The sequence below is a fragment of the Pseudomonas sp. NY15181 genome (assembly GCF_048068055.1).
Lineage (GTDB): Bacteria > Pseudomonadota > Gammaproteobacteria > Pseudomonadales > Pseudomonadaceae > Pseudomonas.
On the sequence record NZ_JBLUPT010000016.1, the window covers coordinates 51666 to 71752 of the forward strand.

General features: G+C 67.6%; 15 protein-coding genes and 1 pseudogene. 9 read left to right on the forward strand and 7 right to left on the reverse strand.

Translation table 11 applies throughout. From position 1 onward, the window contains the following. Positions 1-77 precede the first annotated feature (77 nt). Positions 78-992, reverse strand: a complete 915-nt coding sequence (locus ACNFBT_RS25920) for a hypothetical protein (RefSeq protein ID WP_416753593.1) — start codon at positions 990-992, stop codon at positions 78-80. 194 nt (positions 993-1186) lie between these two features. Then, positions 1187-2065, reverse strand: coding sequence for a putrescine utilization regulator PtrR (ptrR, locus tag ACNFBT_RS25925; protein WP_416753594.1), 879 nt, complete (start codon positions 2063-2065; stop codon positions 1187-1189). 142 nt (positions 2066-2207) lie between these two features. Here ptrR and ACNFBT_RS25930 point away from each other — a divergent pair, with 142 nt between their 5' ends. After that, positions 2208-3593: an NAD-dependent succinate-semialdehyde dehydrogenase gene (locus tag ACNFBT_RS25930; RefSeq protein ID WP_416753595.1), complete on the forward strand. Its 1386-nt coding sequence runs from the start codon at positions 2208-2210 to the stop codon at positions 3591-3593. A gap of 94 nt (positions 3594-3687) precedes the next feature. Further along, positions 3688-4395 (forward strand): glutathione binding-like protein, encoded by a 708-nt coding sequence (locus tag ACNFBT_RS25935; RefSeq protein WP_416753596.1) that lies wholly within the window; start codon positions 3688-3690, stop codon positions 4393-4395. 103 nt (positions 4396-4498) lie between these two features. On the opposite strand, the gene ACNFBT_RS25940 is transcribed toward ACNFBT_RS25935, so the two are convergent. The 5 genes from ACNFBT_RS25940 to ACNFBT_RS25960 form a co-directional block, all read right to left on the reverse strand. Next, a complete protein-coding gene (locus tag ACNFBT_RS25940; RefSeq protein WP_416753597.1) occupies positions 4499-5029 on the reverse strand; it encodes a DUF3828 domain-containing protein in 531 nt (176 codons plus the stop codon). 101 nt (positions 5030-5130) lie between these two features. Continuing rightward, positions 5131-6447: an NAD(P)/FAD-dependent oxidoreductase gene (locus ACNFBT_RS25945; RefSeq protein WP_416753598.1), complete on the reverse strand. Its 1317-nt coding sequence runs from the start codon at positions 6445-6447 to the stop codon at positions 5131-5133. Between the two features lie 226 nt (positions 6448-6673). Then, complete coding sequence (locus ACNFBT_RS25950; RefSeq protein ID WP_416753599.1) at positions 6674-7345, reverse strand: S8 family peptidase; 672 nt, start codon at positions 7343-7345, stop codon at positions 6674-6676. Next, positions 7335-9062 (reverse strand): ABC transporter ATP-binding protein, encoded by a 1728-nt coding sequence (locus tag ACNFBT_RS25955; RefSeq protein WP_416753600.1) that lies wholly within the window; start codon positions 9060-9062, stop codon positions 7335-7337. Before ACNFBT_RS25955 ends, ACNFBT_RS25950 begins: the two co-directional genes overlap by 11 nt. Beyond that, the gene (locus ACNFBT_RS25960; protein WP_416753601.1) at positions 9062-10960 is read right to left on the reverse strand and encodes a sigma-54-dependent Fis family transcriptional regulator; all 1899 of its coding nucleotides are present in this window, start codon (positions 10958-10960) and stop codon (positions 9062-9064) included. Before ACNFBT_RS25960 ends, ACNFBT_RS25955 begins: the two co-directional genes overlap by 1 nt. Positions 10961-11211: 251 nt before the next feature. Between ACNFBT_RS25960 and ACNFBT_RS25965 the strand changes: the two genes are divergently transcribed. From ACNFBT_RS25965 to ACNFBT_RS25995, 7 genes and pseudogenes are all read left to right on the forward strand, one after another. Beyond that, positions 11212-11616, forward strand: coding sequence for a MerR family transcriptional regulator (locus ACNFBT_RS25965; protein WP_416753602.1), 405 nt, complete (start codon positions 11212-11214; stop codon positions 11614-11616). A 55-nt stretch (positions 11617-11671) separates the two neighbouring features. After that, the gene (locus ACNFBT_RS25970) at positions 11672-12835 is read left to right on the forward strand and encodes an isovaleryl-CoA dehydrogenase (RefSeq protein ID WP_024765596.1); all 1164 of its coding nucleotides are present in this window, start codon (positions 11672-11674) and stop codon (positions 12833-12835) included. Between the two features lie 162 nt (positions 12836-12997). Next, complete coding sequence (locus ACNFBT_RS25975) at positions 12998-14605, forward strand: carboxyl transferase domain-containing protein (RefSeq protein ID WP_416753603.1); 1608 nt, start codon at positions 12998-13000, stop codon at positions 14603-14605. A 10-nt stretch (positions 14606-14615) separates the two neighbouring features. After that, positions 14616-15413 (forward strand): gamma-carboxygeranoyl-CoA hydratase, encoded by a 798-nt coding sequence (locus ACNFBT_RS25980; protein WP_416753604.1) that lies wholly within the window; start codon positions 14616-14618, stop codon positions 15411-15413. Beyond that, the gene (locus tag ACNFBT_RS25985; RefSeq protein ID WP_416753606.1) at positions 15413-17374 is read left to right on the forward strand and encodes an acetyl/propionyl/methylcrotonyl-CoA carboxylase subunit alpha; all 1962 of its coding nucleotides are present in this window, start codon (positions 15413-15415) and stop codon (positions 17372-17374) included. The genes ACNFBT_RS25980 and ACNFBT_RS25985 overlap by 1 nt, the downstream gene beginning before the upstream one ends. A 141-nt stretch (positions 17375-17515) precedes the next feature. Beyond that, positions 17516-18418 (forward strand): hydroxymethylglutaryl-CoA lyase, encoded by a 903-nt coding sequence (locus ACNFBT_RS25990; RefSeq protein WP_416753607.1) that lies wholly within the window; start codon positions 17516-17518, stop codon positions 18416-18418. A gap of 177 nt (positions 18419-18595) precedes the next feature. Then, positions 18596-20051: pseudogene (locus ACNFBT_RS25995) on the forward strand (sigma-54 interaction domain-containing protein); the annotation flags it as partial. Positions 20052-20087 lie beyond the last annotated feature (36 nt).

Consider the following 20087-nt stretch of genomic DNA (forward strand, 5'->3'; position numbering starts at 1 on the left):
TTCACTCGCGGCTTTGGCGCTGGGCGGTTCGCGAGCAAGCTCGCTCCTACAGGTCCGGGGATGCCGTGCCGTTCGTGCTACCGATGATCGTAAGCCACCATGTCCTCTTCGACGGGCGGCGCCCTCAGGACCACCAGGGGCGCGACGCTGACCACCGCCACGGGCTCGTCGACGGCCAGCATCAGCGGCGCCGAAGGCCCGCCGCCAGGCGGCGGATTGACCACCACCACGGCCAGTGTCCCGGCCTCGCGCACATCGTCGGGCAATAGCTGGAAGGCCAGGCGGGTGCTGTCGGAAAGGGTCGTCTCGCGGCTCTCGCCGTTTACCTGCACCTGTGCGCCACGGGCGAAGCCCGCCCCGCGCAGGCAGATGTAGGTGGAGTGAGCGGCGGCGGTCGGCGGTTGCGCATCGGCGATGCAGGCGACGGGGTTTTCCAGTTCGTCCTTGCGCCGGGCGTCGCCCGCCACCTGGCGGGTTCGGAACAGGGCGTCGAAAAGCTCCGCGAGCTTGTCGGTGGCCTGCTTGGAGACCATGCCGGCCAGACAGGCGATACCGATCAGCACATGCAGGTTGACGCTGCTCAGCTCACCGTTGGCGCTGCTGGTGAGAAAGACACCGCGGATGAACAGGTAGAGGACCACCGCGAGGATCATGCCGATGAAGGGCTTGAGCACGTACCACCAGATCCAGCTGACCATGAAGCGTTCGTTGCCGACGAAGTCGCCGAAGGACTTGGCGAGGTGCAGGATGCTGCCCAGCCCGCCGGCGACCATGACCATAGCCAGCAGCCGCGCGTCCGGCCCCGGACACCAGCCGGCCAGGCACTGCACGCCCGGATCGCCGACCGCGCCCGGCGGCGGGAATTTCGGGTAGAACTGCGGCCACAGGCTGACCAGCAGACAGGCGAGCAGGAGCGCAAGGCAGACCAACCCCGCGCCCATGGCAGCGATCTGGATTGAATTGGCGCGGCGGCTCTTGCTGCGTATCTCCATCATGCGCTCCGGGCAGTGGCCCAACGGGAGGAAAGCGCCCTGCCGCGAACAGCGTTTGCCGCCTTCGCACGACGGACAGAGAAAGACACGTTAGCGCAGTGTAATGGCTCTGCAAGAGGCAATTGCGAGTATTTCGCGACTGTCTCCGCGATGATACGTAGCGGCGCTGAAACAGCGCCCGCAAGGCCCCGTCCTCAGGCCACTTCAGCCTCGGGCGACGCCTCGTCCAGTAGTCCGATAAAAGCGCGCAGGGCCGGCGTATCGGTGCCGCGCCGCCAGAACAGCCAGGTGGTGGCGTCGGCATGCTGCGGCGCCAGGCGATGGATCGCCACGTTGCGACCGCCGGCGAGGCTGTCGAACATTGCCCTGGGGATGATCGCCACCCCGCCCCCCGCCGCGATGCAGGCGAGCATGCCGTGGTAGGACTCCATCTCGACGATCTTGCCCGGCACCACGCGGTGCTCGGCGAACCAGGCCTCCAGGCGCTTGCGGTAGGAGCAGGTGACGCGGAAGGCGAACACCGTCTCCCCCGCCACGTCCCGCGCGTCGCGCACTGGCGGGTGCGACTTGGCGCTCATCAGCACCAGCTCCTCGTGGAACGCCGGCTGGCCATCCAGTTGCGGGTGGTTGGCCGGGCCGTCGGCGAAAGCGGCGATGAAACGGCCGGAGAGCACACCGTCGATCATCTCCCCCGAGGGGCCGGTGGACAGGTCCAGTTGCACCTTCGGGCAATGCTGGTGGTAGCGCGCGAGCATCTCGGGGATGCGCACGGCGGCGGTGCTTTCCATGGAGCCCAGGGAGAAGCTGCCGTGTGGCTCGGCGCCCACCGCCACCTGCCTGGCCTCCTCCACCAGATCGAGGATGCGTTCGACGTAATCCAGGAAGCTGCGCCCGGTGGGCGACAGGCGCAGGCGCAACTTCTCGCGGATGAACAGCTCGGCGCCCAGCTCCGCTTCCAGCTGCTTGATCCGCGTGGTCAGGTTCGAGGGCACGCGATGTAGACGGGCCGCGGCGGCGGTGATGCTGCCTTCCTGGGCGACGGCGCGGACGATTTCCAGCTGGGTGAGGTCCATGATTCTCTCCGAGAGAAAGAGTCTTTCTTGATTATTCATTTTACATGAATGAATCCGCATCTTAATTTCTGCTCCATCCCGGAGCCAGTGCGCCCGGACGAACGACCGGCCTTGCGGCCTCACAGAACAAGCAGGACTCACCATGAACCAGATCGCCGCCATCCCCGCTGCCATCTCCCGCAGCCCCGCCACCGGCCAGGAACTGGCCCGCTACACCTTCGAAGACGCCGCCCAGCTGGAAGCCTCGCTGGCCCGTACCGATGCCGCGTTCCGCCAGTGGCGCGAGACCAGCATCGCCGAGCGCGTCGCCTTGCTGCGCAAGATGGCCGAGGTGCTGCGCGCCAACGTCGAGCCGATGGCCCGCATGGAAGCCCAGGAAATGGGCATGCCGATCACCCAGGCCCGTGGCGAGATCAACAAGTGCGCCAACCTCTGCGACTGGTACGCCGAACACGGCCCGGCCATGCTCGAAGACGAGAAGACCCCGATCGAAGGCGCCTACATCTCCTACCTGCCGCTGGGCCCGGTGCTGGCCGTGATGCCGTGGAACTTCCCCACCTGGCAGGTCATGCGTGGCGCGGTGAGCATCATCCTGGGCGGCAACACCTACGTGCTCAAGCACGCGCCGAACGTCATGGGCTGCGCCTACCAGCTGCGCGACGCCTGGCTGCAGGCCGGCCTGCCGGAAGGCGTGTTCGAAGTGCTGAACGTCGAGCCGCCGCTGGTCTCCAAGGCCATCGCCGATGACCGCATCGCCTCCATTGCCGTGACCGGCAGCGTCGGCGCAGGCGCCGCCATCGCCTCCCAGGCCGGTGCCGCGCTGAAGAAGTGCGTGCTGGAGCTGGGCGGTTCCGACGCCTTCATCGTGCTCGCCGACGCCGACCTCGACGCCGCCGTCAAAGCCGCCGTCGCCAGCCGCTTCGGCAACTGCGGCCAGGTGTGCATCGCCGCCAAGCGCATGATCCTCGAAGAATCCATCGCTCCGGCCTTCACCGAGAAGCTGCTGGCCGCGGTCAAGGCCCTGAAGATCGGCGACCCGCTGGCGGACGACACCTTCGTCGGTCCCATGGCCCGCTTCGACCTGCGCGAGGAACTGGACGGCCAGGTGCAACAGGCCATCGCCGACGGCGCCACCCTGCTGCTGGGCGGCCACAAGCTCGAAGGCGAAGGCAACTACTATGCGCCGACCGTGCTGGCCGACGTGAAGCCGGGCAACACCGCGTTCAAGAAGGAAATCTTCGGCCCCGTGGCTTCGCTGATCGTCGCCCGCGACGCCGAGCACGCCCTGGAACTGGCCAACGACAGCGAGTTCGGTCTCTCCGGCGCCATCTGGACCGCCGACAAGACCCGCGCCCAGCAGATGGCCCGTCGCCTGGTCAGCGGTGGCGTGTTCATCAACGGCTTCTCGGCTTCCGATCCCCGCGTACCGATCGGCGGCGTGAAGAAGAGCGGCTTCGGTCGCGAGCTGTCGCACTTCGGCCTGCGCGAGTTCCTCAACCCGCAGACCGTTTGGATCGACCGCAAGTAAGGCTTATCCTCACGCCTCGCCCTACGCCGTTCTCCTCGGCGCGGGCGTTGTACGCCCCGACACCCTGTCGGGGCGTTCCACCCAAGGAGGTTCCATGATCGAGCTGTACTACTGGCCCACTCCCAACGGCCACAAGATCACCCTGTTCCTGGAAGAAACCGGCCTCGACTACCGCATCCACCCGGTCGATATCAGCGCCGGCGACCAGTTCAAGCCCGACTTCCTCGCCTTCTCGCCGAACAACCGCATGCCGGCGATCATCGATACCGCGCCCGCCGACGGCGGCGAGCCGATCACGGTGTTCGAGTCCGGCGCCATCCTCGTCTACCTCGCGGAGAAGACCGGACAGTTCCTGCCGGCCGACGTACGCGGGCGCAAGACAGTGCTGGAATGGCTGTTCTGGCAGGTCGGCGGCCTCGGCCCGATGGCCGGGCAGAACCACCACTTCGTGCAGTACGCGCCGGAGAAGCTGCCCTATGCCATGCAGCGCTACGTCAACGAGACCAACCGCCTGTACGGCGTGCTGGACCGGCGGCTGAAGAAGGTGCCGTTCCTCGGTGGCGAGCATTACAGCATCGCCGACATGGCCAGCTATCCGTGGGTGGTGCCGTGGCAGCGCCAGCAGCAGAACCTCGACGACTTCCCGCACCTCAAGCACTGGTTCGAAACCATCGCCGCCCGCCCCGCCACCCTGCGCGCCTACGAACAGGGCAAGCCCTTCCAGTCGCGGCCCGCGGTGACCGAGGAAGGCAGGAAGATCCTGTTCGGGCAGACGGCGGCGAGCCTGGGCAAGGACGACTGATTCGCGCCGTGACAGCTCTCGTAGGAGCGGACTCCGTCCGCGATCAATCACGGCACACAGCCCATCGCGGACAGAGTCCGCTCCTACTTCAATGGCGCGCCGATCAGGTCGGCGCCGCGTCCTTCTTCTCCTGCAACAATTTGCGGGTATTGAGCTTCAAGTTCTCGGCAAGACTGCCCTGGCCGCTGATGCAATCCTCGACCCGCCAGCCCTGGGCGGTACGGTGCAGCAGCAGGCCGAGCTTGCGTCCCTCCCCCGTTGCCACGTCCTTGAGCACCAGACTGGCCTTCAGCCGGTCACCCTCCACGGAGGTAAAGGCCAGCGACTGAATCTTGATATCGCCCCAGTCCTGGCAATCGCACAAGGGGTCGCCATCAAGGAAGCCGACCTCGCCATCGGCGGCGTCCTGATCCGCCTCCATGAGGGCGATCAGGGAGGCGTCATAGACATCCGACTCCTGCAGCTTGTCGTTCGGCACACCGGGCCCATCGTTGGCGTAGCTGGCGTAGACCTGGCGCAGAAACTGCTCCGCACTGGCGCTGTCAGCCGCGGAGGGAGCGGTAGCGGCAATCGACGCATCGGTCAACGTCAGCAGGGTCAGCAACAGCGCAAAACTGTGTCGCAGGAAGACCATGGGTTTTCTCCGTGGATCGATCGAGCATCATCGCTCGGCGATGGGTGATGTGGTTTAAGCATGTCCCTTCGGTTCCGACGGCACCAGACTCCTGCGTCGGTTTACGAGCCTGGGCGATACCCCTGCGCCAGCAACCACCCCTGGAACACCCGGCGCCGCTCCGGCGGCAGGTCGCCCAGTACCTGGGCTTCCGGCTCCTCGCGAATACGCCGCAGCCAGGGCGCCAGCTCCAGCCCGTCGAGGTGCCAGATGCCCAGCGGCTGATCGGCACTGACCACCACTTCGGCCTCATCGACGAAATCCCCGCGCAGCACCGGCGCGCGCTCGATGCGCAGGCTGGCGAAATCCGCCGGCAGATGGCTCGGCTGCTCATCCGGCCAGGCGCGGCGGGCCTGCCAGAAGGGCTGGTCGCCCCACTGTTCTTCGCTGGCGTAGAAGTCCCGCCCGACACGGGCGAAGCGCAGGAACAGCTGCTCGACCCGCTGCTGGTGGAAACGCCTGGCCAGTTCCGCATGCTCCGGTGCACGCAGCAGGGTGTTGATCACCACCGGCGCCTGCAACGCCGAGGACAGCGACTGGAAGATGCCATTGCCGGACAGCGGGTCCACCGCCATCGCCGCATCGCCCACGCGAATCCAGTTGTCGCCGCAGGCCTCCAGGCAGAGGATCGCCGTGCTGCTGCGGGCATGCAGGTCCAGTTCGCGCTCCTCGACGGTGCCGAAGAATTCCCGTACCCGTTTCGACGCAGCACGGCGCTCGCGGCAGTAGTCGAGCAGTTGATCACGCGGCGGCAACTGGCTGCTGACAACATCCAGGGTCAGTTGCCAATAGCAGCGCCCATCGGCCAGCCGCGCCATCCAGGCCCAGCCGTCCGGCAGGCTTTCCACCGCGCTGGCCAGTGGGCCGGGTTCGCCCTGCCAGCGGTTGAGCAGGCTCAGGGTTTCCGGGCCGCGCCGGGCCTTCATCCCCTTCTGGTTCAACGGCGCCTGGCGGCCTCGGGCTTCGACGAGGAAGGCGCCCCGCACTTCCCGGCCGCCTTCGAGTTTCACGCGCCAGCCGGGGCCTTCGGCATCCACGGCCAGCACCTGGGCTTCGATCAACTCGACGCCCGCCGCTTTCAGGTCCTCGCGCAGCCCGGCGTCGAAACGCGGACGGTCGAGAATACATTCGATGTTCTGGGCGCTTTCCGCGCCGTTCCAGTGCACGCGGCGCTGCGACGGTGGCGCGGCGCAGTTCAAGGCGTGGTTCAGCCCGGCACTGCGCAAGCCCTCGAGCACGCGCTGGGAGACACCCTCGACGGCGGCGAAGCGGCGCCATTCGCTGATGACGGTGACGGGATGGCCGAGGCGGCTCAGGCCGAGAGCGACGGCGGCTCCCGCTGGACCGGCGCCGAGGATCAGGATGGGGGCTGCGGTCATGCTTCGGTGGCCCTCACCCTGACCCTCTCCCAGGGGGAGAGGAGACAGTTCGGCGTGCTTGGGGATTTTCGAGCCCGCCGATAGTTACCGGAGAGTTTCAAAACTGGACGTCGGCAGAGGACGGCCCCCTCTCCCTCCGGGAGACGACTGCATGGATGCAGGAGGTAGGGCGACGCAGGATGCCAAAGCCGAGGGCTGGGGTGAGGGTAAGGAGCTCGACCTTTACTCATAACCCCACCTTCCGCTCGATACCGTGATAAGGAGCCCTCTCGCGCATCTGCTCAATCAGCTCCACGTTCGACAGCTCCGGTTGCTCAGTCAGCATCGACGCCAGGTGCCCGCTGAACGCCGCACATCCCAGGCTCGCGCCCGAGCGCCCGGCAATGTTCACCGCCGCGCCGAAATCCGCCTGCGAACTGTCCAGCCAGGACCATTCCCGCTCGCGGCAACGCGCGTCGCCCGTCACCCGGATCACCCCCGGGTAGCTCGCCGGAAACACCGGTTCCCCCTGTGCCGGGCTTGACGCGCAGACCAGCACGCCCGCCGCCACCAGGTCTGCCACGGCATCGTGCAGGATCGGCCGATCCTGCCGCACGCCGAGGCTCAGGTTGATCACTCGCACACCCTGCTCGCCCAGCCAGCGCAACGCGGCGGCGATCTGCAACGGGCTGGTCACGCCGCGTTGATCGAAGACCTGGGCGACGCACAGGCGCACCTCGGGTGCCCGGGAAAGTATCGCTCCGCAGACGGCGCTGCCATGGCCGAGGAGGTCATGCGTCAGTGGCAGTTCGTCCAATCCATCATCGGACAGACAGAAGCGTCGCCCGCCGGCGACGAAACGCGCCTGTTCATGGGCATGCCCACTGTCGACCACGCCAATGCGCACCTCAGGCTTCATGACGCTGCACCGGCTGAGCCTCGCGCACGCGCATCTGCCCATCCTGCAATTCCAGGTGCAGATCGGCGGCGGCCAGCGTCGAAGTACGGTGGCTGATCAGCAGCCGCGTGCGGCCGGCAAACAGCTGGTCGATGGCGGCGATCACCTCCCGCTCGGTGCTTTCGTCCACCTGCGAGGTGGCTTCGTCGAGCACCAGGATCAACGGGTCCTGCAACAGCGCGCGGGCGATGGCGATGCGTTGCTTCTGCCCGCCGGACAGTTGCTGACCCCGTTCGCCCAGCGGGCTGTCGAAACCCTCGGGCAGGCTGGCGACCAGACTGTCGAGCTGTGCCGCGCGGGCGGCTTTCTCGATGGCGTCGCGGCTGGACTCGGGGGCGCTGTAGGCCAGGTTGTCGGCCAGGCTGCCACGGAACAGCACGATGTCCTGGCTGACCACCGCGACGCGCCGGCGCAGGGCATGCAGGTCCAGCTCGCGCAGGTCGATTCCGTCCAGAAGGATGCGGCCCTGGTCGGGGTCGTAGAAGCGTTGCAGCAGGTCGATCAGCGTGCTCTTGCCGACGCCGGACGGGCCACTGAGCGCGACCTTGAGGCCAGCGGGAATCACCGCCTGCACATCCTGCAGAACCGGCTGCGCACGGCCCGGCCAGGCGAAGTGCAGGTTCTCCAGGCGCAGCTCGCCAATCGACGGCACCGGGCGTGGCGCAGCGGGTGAAACAATGGTGGCTTCCTCGCCGCGCAGCTCCATCACCCGACCGAGGCTGACGGTCATCCGTTGCAGCGCAACGTACAGGCCCAGCAGGCTCTGCACCGGCCCGATGGCCATGCCGAGATAGGTGGAAAACGCGATCAGCGAACCCAACTGCCAGGTCCCCTGCACCACCCAGTAACCGCCGACCAGGAAGGCGCAGGCGCGGGACAGCGACATCAGCGTGCCGGGCACCGCCTGGGTGAAGAATTCGGTGAGCTGCAGGCGCAGCAACTGGCCGAGGTAGCCCTGCCCCAGCCCTTCCAGGCGCCCGGCTTCGCGGTTCTGCTGGCCAGCGGACTGGATGAACTTCATCGCCGGCAGCGTCTCGACGAAGAAGGACGAAAGGTCCGCAGAGCGCTCGCGCAGGCCGCGCGCCTCGCGCTCCACCTTGCGCCGCATCCAGCGCAGCCAGAGCACGTCCAGCGGGATCAGCAGCGCCACCAGCAGCGAGAGTTTCCACGACAGGGTAAGCAGCAGCACCAGCGCGCCAACCAGGCCGATCACGCTGGAGACGGCGGAGAACAGCGAGTCCACGGCGAAGCGCTGAATCTCGGCGACGTCGCCGTCCAGCCGGGACATCAAATCACCGATGCGGCGGCGGCCGAAGAAACTCGGCGACAACGTCTGCAGGTGGCGGTAAAGCGCATCGCGCAGGGAGAACAGGATGCGCCCGGACAGCCGCGTGTGCAGGAAGCGGTTGAGGCCGGACAGCGCCGTGCCGACCAGGCCGACGACGATCATCGCCCCAGCCACCATCACCAGGACCGGGAAGTTTTTCGCCAGCAGGCCGTCGTCGATCAGTGTCTTGGTCAGCCAGGGCTGCGCCAGCACCAGCAGCGAGGCACAGAAGGACAACCCGAGCAGGCCGGCGATGGCCAGCTTGTGCGGGCGCACGAAACCGTACAGCCAGCGCAGCGACGCCTTGAGCGCCTGCGGGTCGTCGCTCTCGATCAGGCGGGTGAAGAACATCAGCCCACCTTGAGTTGTTTGAGCTTGCGGTACAGCGTGGCGCGGCTGATGCCCAGCGCGTCGGCGGCGGCGGAGACGTTGCCCTGGTGGCGCTCCAGCGACTGGCGGATCAGTTCCAGCTCGTTCTCGCGGATGCTGCCGCTCTGCGGGCGTTCGCCGGCGCTGAGTTCGTCCAGGGTGCTGTCAGGCAGATGATCGAGCCCGAGCACGTCTTCGCCCTCCTCGCGCATGGCCAGCGCGGTGCGCAGGACCATCTCCAGCTGGCGGATGTTGCCCGGCCAGTGGTACTCGCGCAGCAGGCCGAGCAGTTCGGCGGAGAGCTTCACCTTCGGCGCGCCGAGGCGGGCCAGCAGCCCGGCGGCCAGCACGGCGAGGTCGTCGCGCTCGCGCAGCGCCGGCAGCTTCACGCTGATGCCGTTGACGCGGTAGTAGAGGTCCTCGCGGAACTGCTTCTCCTCCACCAGGCGCTTGAGGTCGCGGTGGGTGGCGCAGATCAGCGCGACGTCGATGTCCTGCTCCTCGCCGGCGCCCAGCGGCGCCACCTTGCGCTCCTGCAGCACGCGCAGCAGGCGCGCTTGCAGGGCCAGCGGCATGTCGCCGATTTCATCGAGGAACAGTGTGCCGCCGTGGGCCTGTTGCAGGCGGCCGACCATGCCGCCGCGCCGCGAGCCGGTGAAGGCGCCGTCGCGGTAGCCGAACAGTTCGGACTCGATCAGCCCTTCGGGAATCGCCGCGCAGTTCACCGCGACGAAGGGTTTGTCGCTGCGCGCGCTGGCCTGGTGCAGGGCGCGGGCCACCACTTCCTTGCCGCTGCCGGTTTCGCCCAGCAGCAGCACCGGCAGTTCGTTCACCAGCCCCTGGCGCGCCATGCGCAGGGCGCGGGCGTAGCGCGGGTGGTTGCCGGCCAGGGCTTCGAGGTCGGGGCCAGTGGCCGGGCGCGGTGCGCGGGCGCTGACCGGCACCCCGTGGCTGCGCAGCGGCGCCTGGAGGGTCTTGTAGAACAGCTCGCCCTTGGGCGTCTGCAGGCTGCCCACGCCGCCCTGGTAGAGCCGGCCGAGCAGCTGGTCGCCGCGCAGGCCGAGGAAGTCTTCGCTGCGCCGGCCGACCAGGCTTTCGCGATTGGCGCCGAGCAGTTGGCAGGCCTGGCCGCTGACGGCCAGCACCTTGCCGTCCAGGCTCAGCGCCAGCAGGCCCTGCCAGGCGGAATCCAGGTACTGGCGGCGGTAATGGAAGGCGATCACTACCTGCCCCGGATGGCTGACGGCGAACAGCCGCGCCTCGATCTGGAACACCGCGAGGCTGAGCAGCGAGAGACTTTCCCGCGGGCCGGAGAGCGGGCCTTCGCGGGTCATGTCGAGCACGCCGAGGAAGTTGCCCTGCGGCCCTTCGATGGGCACCGAGGTGCAGGAAAAACGGCTCAGGCGGTCGAGGAAGTGTTCGCCGCAGTCGATCTGGGTGGCGCGCTTTTCCACCAGGGCGGTGCCGAGGGCGTTGGTGCCACGGGCGGCTTCGCTCCAGCAGGCGCCCTGGACGATGTCGGCCAGGCCCTTGCTCTGCATGTGATCGCGGGCGCCTTCGACGGAAAGAATGGTGGCATCGGCATTGGCCAGGATGATCACGCCGTCGTGGCCCTGGCGCTGCTGCAGATAGTCGAGTTCAGGGGTGGCGGCGTCGAGCAGCAGGCGGTTACCGGCCAGCAGTACGTCCGGCTTGATGCGCGTGTCGAGGCCCTGCTCAGTGCCGCTGGCACAGTCCAGGCCGTGGTCCACGCTACGCCGCCAGGAGGCGTCGATTTCCTCGCGCAACACGCCGCTGGGCACTTCGCCCTCCTGTTGCAGGCGTTCACGGGCCAGGTGGGCTTCGCGCAGCAGGTCGCTGCTTATTGTTCTTGTGGTCATGCATCGCTCCGGTTGGTTCCGTGCCCCCTTTTCAGAGATGTCGGGGCGCGGAACTCGCAGGCTGGTCAGGGCTGTGTACACCCGCAGACGGCGTCAGTAAAGGGGAAGCCCCCGGTCGGAAAGGTTAGATGCGAGCGCGAGGCAGTTCCTGCGCCATCTACCCTTCCTACGCCGCCTTCGAGGTGTGTTGACAGTGACTCGAGGCAGGTTTACGTTAACGTAAAGGTAAACGACCGAGCAAGAAGATTCCCATGCCCACGACCTACACCATCTCCGAGCTGGCCCGCGAACTGGACGTCACCACCCGCGCCATCCGCTTCTACGAGGAACAGGGCATGCTCAGCCCCGAGCGCCGTGGCCAGGAGCGCATCTACAGCCCGAAGGACCTGGTGGCCCTGAAGCTGATCCTGCGCGGCAAGCGCATCGGCTTCTCGCTGGCCGAGTGCAAGGAGCTGATCGACCTCTACGACCCCAGCAGTGGCAACACCAAACAGCTGGAAACCTTCCTCGGCAAGATCACCGCGCGCCGCGCGCAGCTGGAACAGCAGTTGCTCGACATCGAGCAGATGAAACTGGAACTGGACACGGCCGAGGAACGCTGCCTGGCGGCCATGGCCGAGACCGACAAACCCCGCAAGCAGCGCGTCACGAGCTGATCTCGCCGCCCTGCCCGCTCTCCCTCATCCGATTACAAGTACAACAGGTGACCCCATGAGCTACCCCTCCCTCAACTTCGGCCTCGGCGAAACCATCGACATGCTGCGCGAGCAGGTGCAGGGCTTCGTCGCCAGCGAACTCGCCCCGCGCGCCGCGCAGATCGACGCCGACAACCTGTTCCCCATGGACATGTGGAAGAAGTTCGGTGACATGGGCCTGCTCGGCATCACCGTCGCGGAGGAATACGGCGGCGCCAACATGGGTTACCTGGCCCACGTCATCGCCATCGAGGAAATCAGCCGTGGCTCGGCCTCGGTCGGCCTGTCCTACGGCGCGCACTCCAACCTGTGCGTCAACCAGATCAAGCGCAACGGCAATGCCGAGCAGAAAGCCAAGTACCTGCCCAAGCTGATCAGCGGCGAGCACATCGGCGCCCTGGCCATGAGCGAGCCCAACGCCGGCTCCGACGTGGTCTCGATGAAGCTGCGCGCCGAGAAGCGCGGCGACCGCTTCGTCCTCAACGGCAGCAAGACCTGGATCACCAACGGCCCGGACGCCAACACCTACGTGATCTACGCCAAGACCGAGCCGGAAAAAGGCGCCCACGGCATCACCGCGTTCATCGTCGAGCGCGACTGGAAGGGCTTCAGCCGTGGCAGCAAGTTCGACAAGCTGGGCATGCGCGGTTCCAACACCTGCGAGCTGTTCTTCGATGACGTGGAAGTACCGGAAGAGAACGTGCTGGGCGCGGTCAACGGCGGCGTGAAGGTGCTGATGAGCGGCCTGGACTACGAGCGCGTGGTCCTTGCCGGCGGCCCGATCGGCATCATGCAGGCGTGCATGGACGTGATCGTCCCCTACATCCACGACCGCAAGCAGTTCGGCCAGAGCATCGGCGAGTTCCAGCTGATCCAGGGCAAGGTGGCCGACATGTACACCCAGCTCAACGCCAGCCGCGCCTACCTCTATGCCGTGGCCCAGGCCTGCGACCGTGGCGAGACCACCCGCAAGGACGCCGCCGGGGTGATCCTCTACACCGCCGAACGTGCCACGCAAATGGCCCTGGACGCCATCCAGATCCTCGGCGGCAACGGCTACATCAACGAGTTCCCCACCGGCCGCCTGCTGCGCGACGCCAAGCTCTACGAGATCGGCGCCGGCACCAGCGAAATCCGCCGCATGCTGATCGGCCGCGAGCTGTTCAACGAGACCCGCTGAGCGGCCTGAGGGCACCCTCACCCTAGCCCTCTCCCAGGGGGAGAGGGAACCGGGCGGTGCCGGCTGAAACACCAGCGTTCCGATTGCGCCCCCTCTCCCTCCGGGAGAGGGTCGGGGTGAGGGGAAAGCCCCCGCGCCCAGCTCAACCTGATGGAGCCACCCATGGCCATCCTGCATACCCAGATCAACCCGCGTTCTCCTGACTTCGCCGCCAACGCCGCGACCATGCTGGAGAACGTCCAGGACCTGCGCGCCCTGCTCGGCCGCGTCCACGAAGGCGGCGGCGCCGCCGCCCAGGCCAAGCACACCGCACGCGGCAAGCTTTTGGTGCGCGAGCGCATCAACCGCCTGCTCGACGCAGGCTCCCCCTTCCTCGAAGTCTCCGCCCTGGCCGCCCATGGCGTGTACGGTGAAGACGTCGCCGCCGCTGGCGTGGTCGCCGGCATCGGACGCGTGGAAGGCGTGGAATGCATGATCGTCGGCAACGACGCCACGGTGAAAGGCGGCAGCTACTACCCGCTGACCGTGAAGAAACACATCCGCGCCCAGACCATCGCCCAGCAGAACCGCCTGCCGTGCATCTACCTGGTGGACTCGGGCGGCGCCAACCTGCCGCGCCAGGACGAGGTGTTCCCCGACCGCGAGCACTTCGGCCGCATCTTCTTCAACCAGGCCAACATGAGCGCCCAGGGCATCCCGCAGATCGCCGTGGTGATGGGCTCCTGCACCGCCGGCGGCGCCTACGTGCCGGCGATGAGCGACGAGACCATCATGGTGCGCAACCAGGCCACCATCTTCCTCGCCGGCCCGCCGCTGGTGAAGGCCGCCACCGGCGAAGTGGTGAGCGCCGAGGACCTGGGCGGCGCCGACGTGCACTGCAAGACATCCGGCGTTGCCGACCACTACGCCGAGGACGACGAGCACGCCCTGGCCATCGCCCGCCGCTGCATCGCCAACCTCAACTGGACCAAGCAGGGCAAGCTCAACACCCTCGCCCCGCGCGCGCCGCTGTACGCCAGCGACGAGCTGTACGGGGTGATCCCGGTGGACAGCAAGCAGCCCTTCGACGTGCGCGAGATCATCGCGCGCCTGGTGGACGGCAGCGAATTCGACGAGTTCAAGGCGCTGTTCGGCACCACCCTGGTGTGCGGCTTCGCCCACCTGCACGGCTACCCGGTGGCGATCCTCGCCAACAACGGCATCCTCTTCGCCGAAGCCGCGCAGAAAGGCGCGCACTTCATCGAACTGGCCTGCCAGCGTGGCATCCCGCTGGTGTTCCTGCAGAACATCACCGGCTTCATGGTCGGTCAGAAGTACGAGGCCGGCGGCATCGCCAAGCACGGCGCCAAGCTGGTGACGGCTGTCGCCTGCGCCCAGGTGCCGAAGTTCACCGTGATCATCGGCGGCAGTTTCGGCGCCGGTAACTACGGCATGTGCGGCCGCGCCTACGACCCGCGCTTCCTGTGGATGTGGCCCAACGCGCGGATCGGCGTGATGGGCGGCGAACAGGCCGCCGGCGTTCTCGCCCAGGTCAAGCGCGAGCAGGCCGAACGTGCCGGCCACGCGCTGTCCGCCGAAGACGAGGCGAAGATCAAGGCGCCGATCCTCGAACAGTACGAGCGCCAGGGTCACCCCTACTATTCCAGCGCGCGCCTGTGGGACGACGGCGTGATCGACCCGGCCCAGACCCGCGACGTGCTCGGCCTGGCCCTCTCCGCCTCGCTCAACGCGCCCATCGAAGCGACCCGCTTCGGCGTCTTCCGCATGTAAGGCCGCCGCCATGACCGACTTCCAGAACATCCAGCTCGACATCGACCCGCGCGGCGTCGCCAACCTCTGGTTGAACCGCCCGGACAAGAACAATGCCTTCAACGCCCAGACCATTGCCGAGCTGATCCACGCGCTCGACATCGTCGCTGGCGACGACCGCGTGCGCCTGCTGGTGCTGCGCGGGCGCGGCAAGCACTTCTGCGGCGGCGCGGACCTTTCCTGGATGCAGGAATCCGTGCAGCTGGACTACCAGGGCAACCTGAACGACGCCCAGCAGCTCGCCGAACTGCTCTACAACCTGCACCAGCTGAAGAAGCCGACCCTGGCCATCGTGCAGGGCGCGGCCTTTGGCGGCGGCGTCGGACTGGTGGCCTGCTGCGACATGGCGCTGGCTGCCGAGGACGCGCAGTTCTGCCTGTCCGAAGTGCGCATCGGCCTGATCCCGGCCACCATCGGCCCGTTCGTCACCAAGGCCATCGGCCAGCGCGCCGCCACCCGCTACGCCATGACCGCCGAACGCTTCAGCGGCGTGCGCGCCCGTGAGCTGGGGCTGGTGGACGAGCACTTCCCGGCCGCCGAGCTGGGCGAGAAGGCCGACGCCTGGATCGCCAACCTGCTGAACAACAGTCCGGCGGCGCTGGTGGCCTGCAAGGCGCTGTTCCACGAAATCGGCGCCGGCGAACTCGCCCCCGAACTGCGCCGCTACACCGAAGCGGCGATTGCCCGCATCCGCATCAGCCCCGAGGGGCAGGAAGGCCTGCGCGCCTTCCTGGAAAAACGCAAACCGGCCTGGCAGGAGCAAGTCTGATGAGCAAGATCGATACCCTGCTGGTGGCCAACCGCGGCGAAATCGCCTGCCGCGTGATGCGCACCGCCAAGGCCCTGGGCCTCACCACCGTGGCCGTGCACAGCGCCACCGACCGCAACGCCCGCCATGTCGAAGAGGCGGACATCGCCATCGACCTGGGCGGCGCCAAGCCCGCTGAAAGCTACCTGCGCGCCGACGCCGTGCTGGCCGCCGCCAAAGCCGCCGGCGCCCAGGCCATCCACCCCGGCTATGGCTTCCTCTCGGAGAACGCCGGCTTCGCCCGCGCCTGCGAAGAGGCCGGGCTGGTATTCCTCGGCCCGCCGGCCAGCGCCATCGACGCCATGGGCAGCAAGTCCGCCGCCAAGGCGCTGATGGAAACCGCTGGCGTGCCCCTGGTGCCCGGCTACCACGGCGAAGCCCAGGACTACGCCACCTTCCAGCGCGAGGCACAGCGCATCGGCTACCCGGTGCTGCTCAAGGCCGCCGCCGGCGGTGGCGGCAAGGGCATGAAGGTGGTCGAGCGCGAGGCCGAACTGGCCGAAGCGCTGGAATCCGCCCAGCGTGAAGCGCAGTCCGGTTTCGGCGACTCGCGCATGCTGGTGGAAAAATACCTGACCAAGCCGCGCCACGTGGAAATCCAGGTGTTCGCCGACAAGCACGGCAACTGCCTGTACCTCAACGAACGCGACTGCTCGATCCAGCGCCGCCACCAGAAAGTGGTGGAGGAAGCACCGGCGCCGGGCCTCTCCGTCGAACTGCGCCAGGGCATGGGCGAAGCCGCCGTGCGCGCCGCCCAGGCCATCGGCTACGTCGGCGCCGGCACCGTGGAGTTCCTCTACGACGAAGGCAGCGGCCAGTTCTTCTTCATGGAGATGAACACCCGCCTGCAGGTGGAACACCCGGTCACCGAAGCCATCACCGGCCTCGACCTTGTGGCCTGGCAGATCCGCGTCGCCCGTGGCGAGCCGCTGCCGATCAGCCAGGAACAGGTGCCGCTGAACGGCCACGCCATCGAAGTACGCCTCTACGCCGAAGACCCCGAAGGCGGTTTCCTGCCCGCCAGCGGCCACCTCGCGCTGTACCGCGAACCCGCCGCCGGCCCTGGCCGCCGGACGGACAGCGGCATCCGCGAAGGTGACGACATCTCGCCGTTCTACGACCCGATGCTGGCCAAGCTGATCGCCTGGGGCGAGAACCGCGAGGAAGCCCGCCAGCGCCTGCTGTCGATGCTGGCGGAAACCGCCGTCGGCGGCTTCAAGACCAACCTCGCGTTCCTGCGCCGCGTGCTGGCCCATCCAGCCTTCGCCGAAGGCGAGCTGGATACCGGCTTCATCGGCCGCTACCAGGACACCCTGCTGCCCGCCCCTGCCGCGCTGCCCGAGCGTTTCTGGCAGCTCGCTGCAGAAGCCTGGGTGCAGAGCGAAGCCGCCCGCGTGCGCGGCGACGACGCCCATTCGCCCTGGTCCGCCCAGAGCGGCTGGCGCAGTGGCCTGCCGGGGGAAACTGACCTGCACTTGCTGGCCAAGGGCGAATCCCACGTGGTGCGCCTGCGCCATGCCGACGGCCAGCGCATCGCCAGGCTCGACGGCCAGTGGCTGGACGTGAAGGACGGCGAGATCCGCCGCCGGCATCAGGTGATCCGCCGGGGCGACAGCCTCTACCTGGAATGGAACGGCGAACTGGTCAGCGTGCAGCGCTTCGACCCGATTGCCGAGGCCGAAGCCGCCCACGCCCACCACGGCGGCCTGGGCGCGCCGATGAACGGCAGCATCGTGCGCATCCTGGTCGAACCCGGCCAGAGCGTCGAAGCCGGCGCCGCCCTGGTGGTGCTCGAAGCCATGAAGATGGAACACAGCATTCGCGCGCCGCACGCCGGCGTGGTGAAATCGCTGTATTGCAGCGAAGGCGAGCTGGTGTCGGAAGGTACGGCACTGGTGGAGCTGGAAGAAGCGTCGGCCTGACGCCGATGCCGCCCTTGCAGGAGCGAGCTTGCTCGCGAACCCGCAGCACTCCGGTAATTCAGGGTGCCATGCGTTCGCGAGCAAGCTCGCTCCTACGAAGAGCCAAAGCCGCCTTTCGCCCGAACCCAACGAGGACAATCCATGACCCTGCCCCAATCCGTCCGCCTGGTCGAAGTCGGCCCGCGCGACGGCCTGCAGAACGAGAAACAGCCCATCGCCGTCGCCGACAAGGTACGCCTGGTGGACGACCTCACCGCCGCCGGCCTGACCTACATCGAAGTCGGCAGCTTCGTCTCGCCCAAGTGGGTGCCGCAGATGGCCGGCTCAGCCGAAGTCTTCGCCGGTATCCAGCAGAAAGCCGGCGTCACCTACGCCGCGCTGGCGCCGAACCTGATGGGCTTCGAGGCCGCGCTGGAATCCCAGGTCAAGGAAGTCGCGGTGTTCGCCGCCGCCTCCGAAGCCTTCTCGCAGAAGAACATCAACTGCTCGATCAAGGAGAGCCTGGAGCGCTTCGTCCCGGTGATGGAAGCGGCGCGCCATCACGGTGTGCGTGTGCGCGGCTACGTCTCCTGCGTGCTCGGCTGCCCCTACCAGGGTGAGGTGGACGCGGCACAGGTCGCCGCCGTCGCCGCGGAACTGCACGCCATGGGCTGCTACGAAGTCTCCCTGGGCGACACCATCGGCGTCGGCACCGCCGGCGCCACCCGGCACATGTTCGAAGTCGTCGGCCAGCGCGTGCCGCGCGCGCAACTGGCCGGACATTTCCATGACACCTATGGCCAGGCCACCGCGAACATCTATGCAAGCCTCCTGGAAGGCATCGCGGTGTTCGACAGCTCGGTCGCCGGCCTCGGCGGCTGCCCCTACGCCAAGGGCGCCACCGGCAACGTCGCCACCGAGGACGTGCTCTACCTGCTCAATGGCCTGGGCATCCACACCGGCATCGACCTGGACAAGCTGATCGACGCCGGCGCGCGCATCTGCGCCGTGCTCGACAAGCCCAACGGCTCGCGGGTGGCCAAGGCGCAGTTGTCCAAACGCTGATGGCGCGCGCCGATCACAACCTGTAGGAGCGAGCTTGCTCGCGAACAAAACCCGTTGCGGGCCCGGTTCGCGAGCAAGCTCGCTCCTACGAAAAGCAATCCCCCATGACCCGCTGCTGACCCATCCGCAACATCCCGGTACAGTGCGCCCTCTGCCCTCCTCGCGCACGGCCCGCCCATGACCGACACCGACAGCCTCAAGGACTACCCCAGCGTCCGCCAACAGGCGATCCGCTCGCTGTTCGAGATCTTCGAGCAGTTCAGCGAAGGCACGCTGATCGTCGACCGCGAGGCGCGCATTGTCTGGATAAACCAACGCTACGCCCAGCGCTTCGGCCTGGACGGCGCCGAGCAGGCCATCGGCCGCCCGGTGGAGCAGGTGATTCCCGGCAGCCTGATGCGCGAAGTGGTCAGCAGCGGCCGGCCGATGCTGCTGGACATCCTCGACATGGCCAAGGACCCGCTGGTGGTGATGCGCGTACCGATCCGCGACGACGCCGGCGCGGTCATCGGCGGCATCGGCTTCGCCCTGTTCGACGAACTGCGCGCGCTCTCGCCGCTGCTCACCCGCTACCAGCGCATGCAGGCCGAGCTGGCCTCCACCCGCTCACTGCTGCAGGCACGCCAGGCCAAGTACAGCTTCGGCCACTTCATCGGCACCAGCCCGGCCAGCCTGGAAGTGAAGCGCCGCGCCCGCCGTGGCGCCGCCAGCGAAGCGCCGATCCTGCTGCTGGGCGAAACCGGCACCGGCAAGGAACTGTTGGCCCACGCCATCCACGCCTCCTCGCCGCGCGCCGACAAGCCCTTCGTCAGCATCAACGCCGCGGCGATTCCCGAAACCCTGCTGGAAGCCGAATTCTTCGGCACCGCGCCGGGTGCCTTCACCGGCGCTGACCGCAAGGGCCGCGCCGGGAAGCTGCAGATCGCCCAGGGCGGCACGCTGTTCCTCGACGAGATCGGCGACATGCCGCTGACCTTGCAGAGCAAGCTGCTGCGCGTGCTGCAGGAAAAGGAGTTCGAGCCCGTAGGCTCCAACGAAGTGCTGCGCAGCGACATCCGCCTGATCGCTGCCACCTCCATCGACCTCGACGCCGCCGTGCGCGAGGGACGTTTCCGCGCCGACCTGTTCTACCGCATCAACGTCCTGCCCATCGAGATTCCGCCGCTGCGCGAACGCCTGGAGGATTTGCCGGCGCTGTGCGAAGCCATTCTCGACGACCTGCGCCACGACCGCCAGGCGCTCTTTGAGCTGGACGCCAGCGGCCTCGCCCTGCTGGCCCGGCACGCCTGGCCGGGCAACGTGCGTGAGCTGCGCAACCTGCTGGAGCGCACCGTGCTGCTGGGCGACCGCCCGCAGATCGACGCCGCCGCCCTGCGTTTGGCGCTGGGCGAGCTACAACCGCTGCCGGCCACCTCGACAGCGCCACCAGCCAAGCTGGCCGAAGGACAGGACTTCTACGCCGCGCGGGACACCTTCGAGCGCGAGCTGATCGCCAACACCCTGGCCGAGCACGCCGGCAACGTCGACGCGGCCGCGCAGCGCCTGGGCCTGGGGCGCTCGACGCTGTACAAGAAGATGGCGTCCCTGGGCCTCTCGTCCTGAAATAGAGACAAATCTCATAATAGAGACAACCCCACAGGTCACGAAATCGGCCAGTAGCCACCATTGG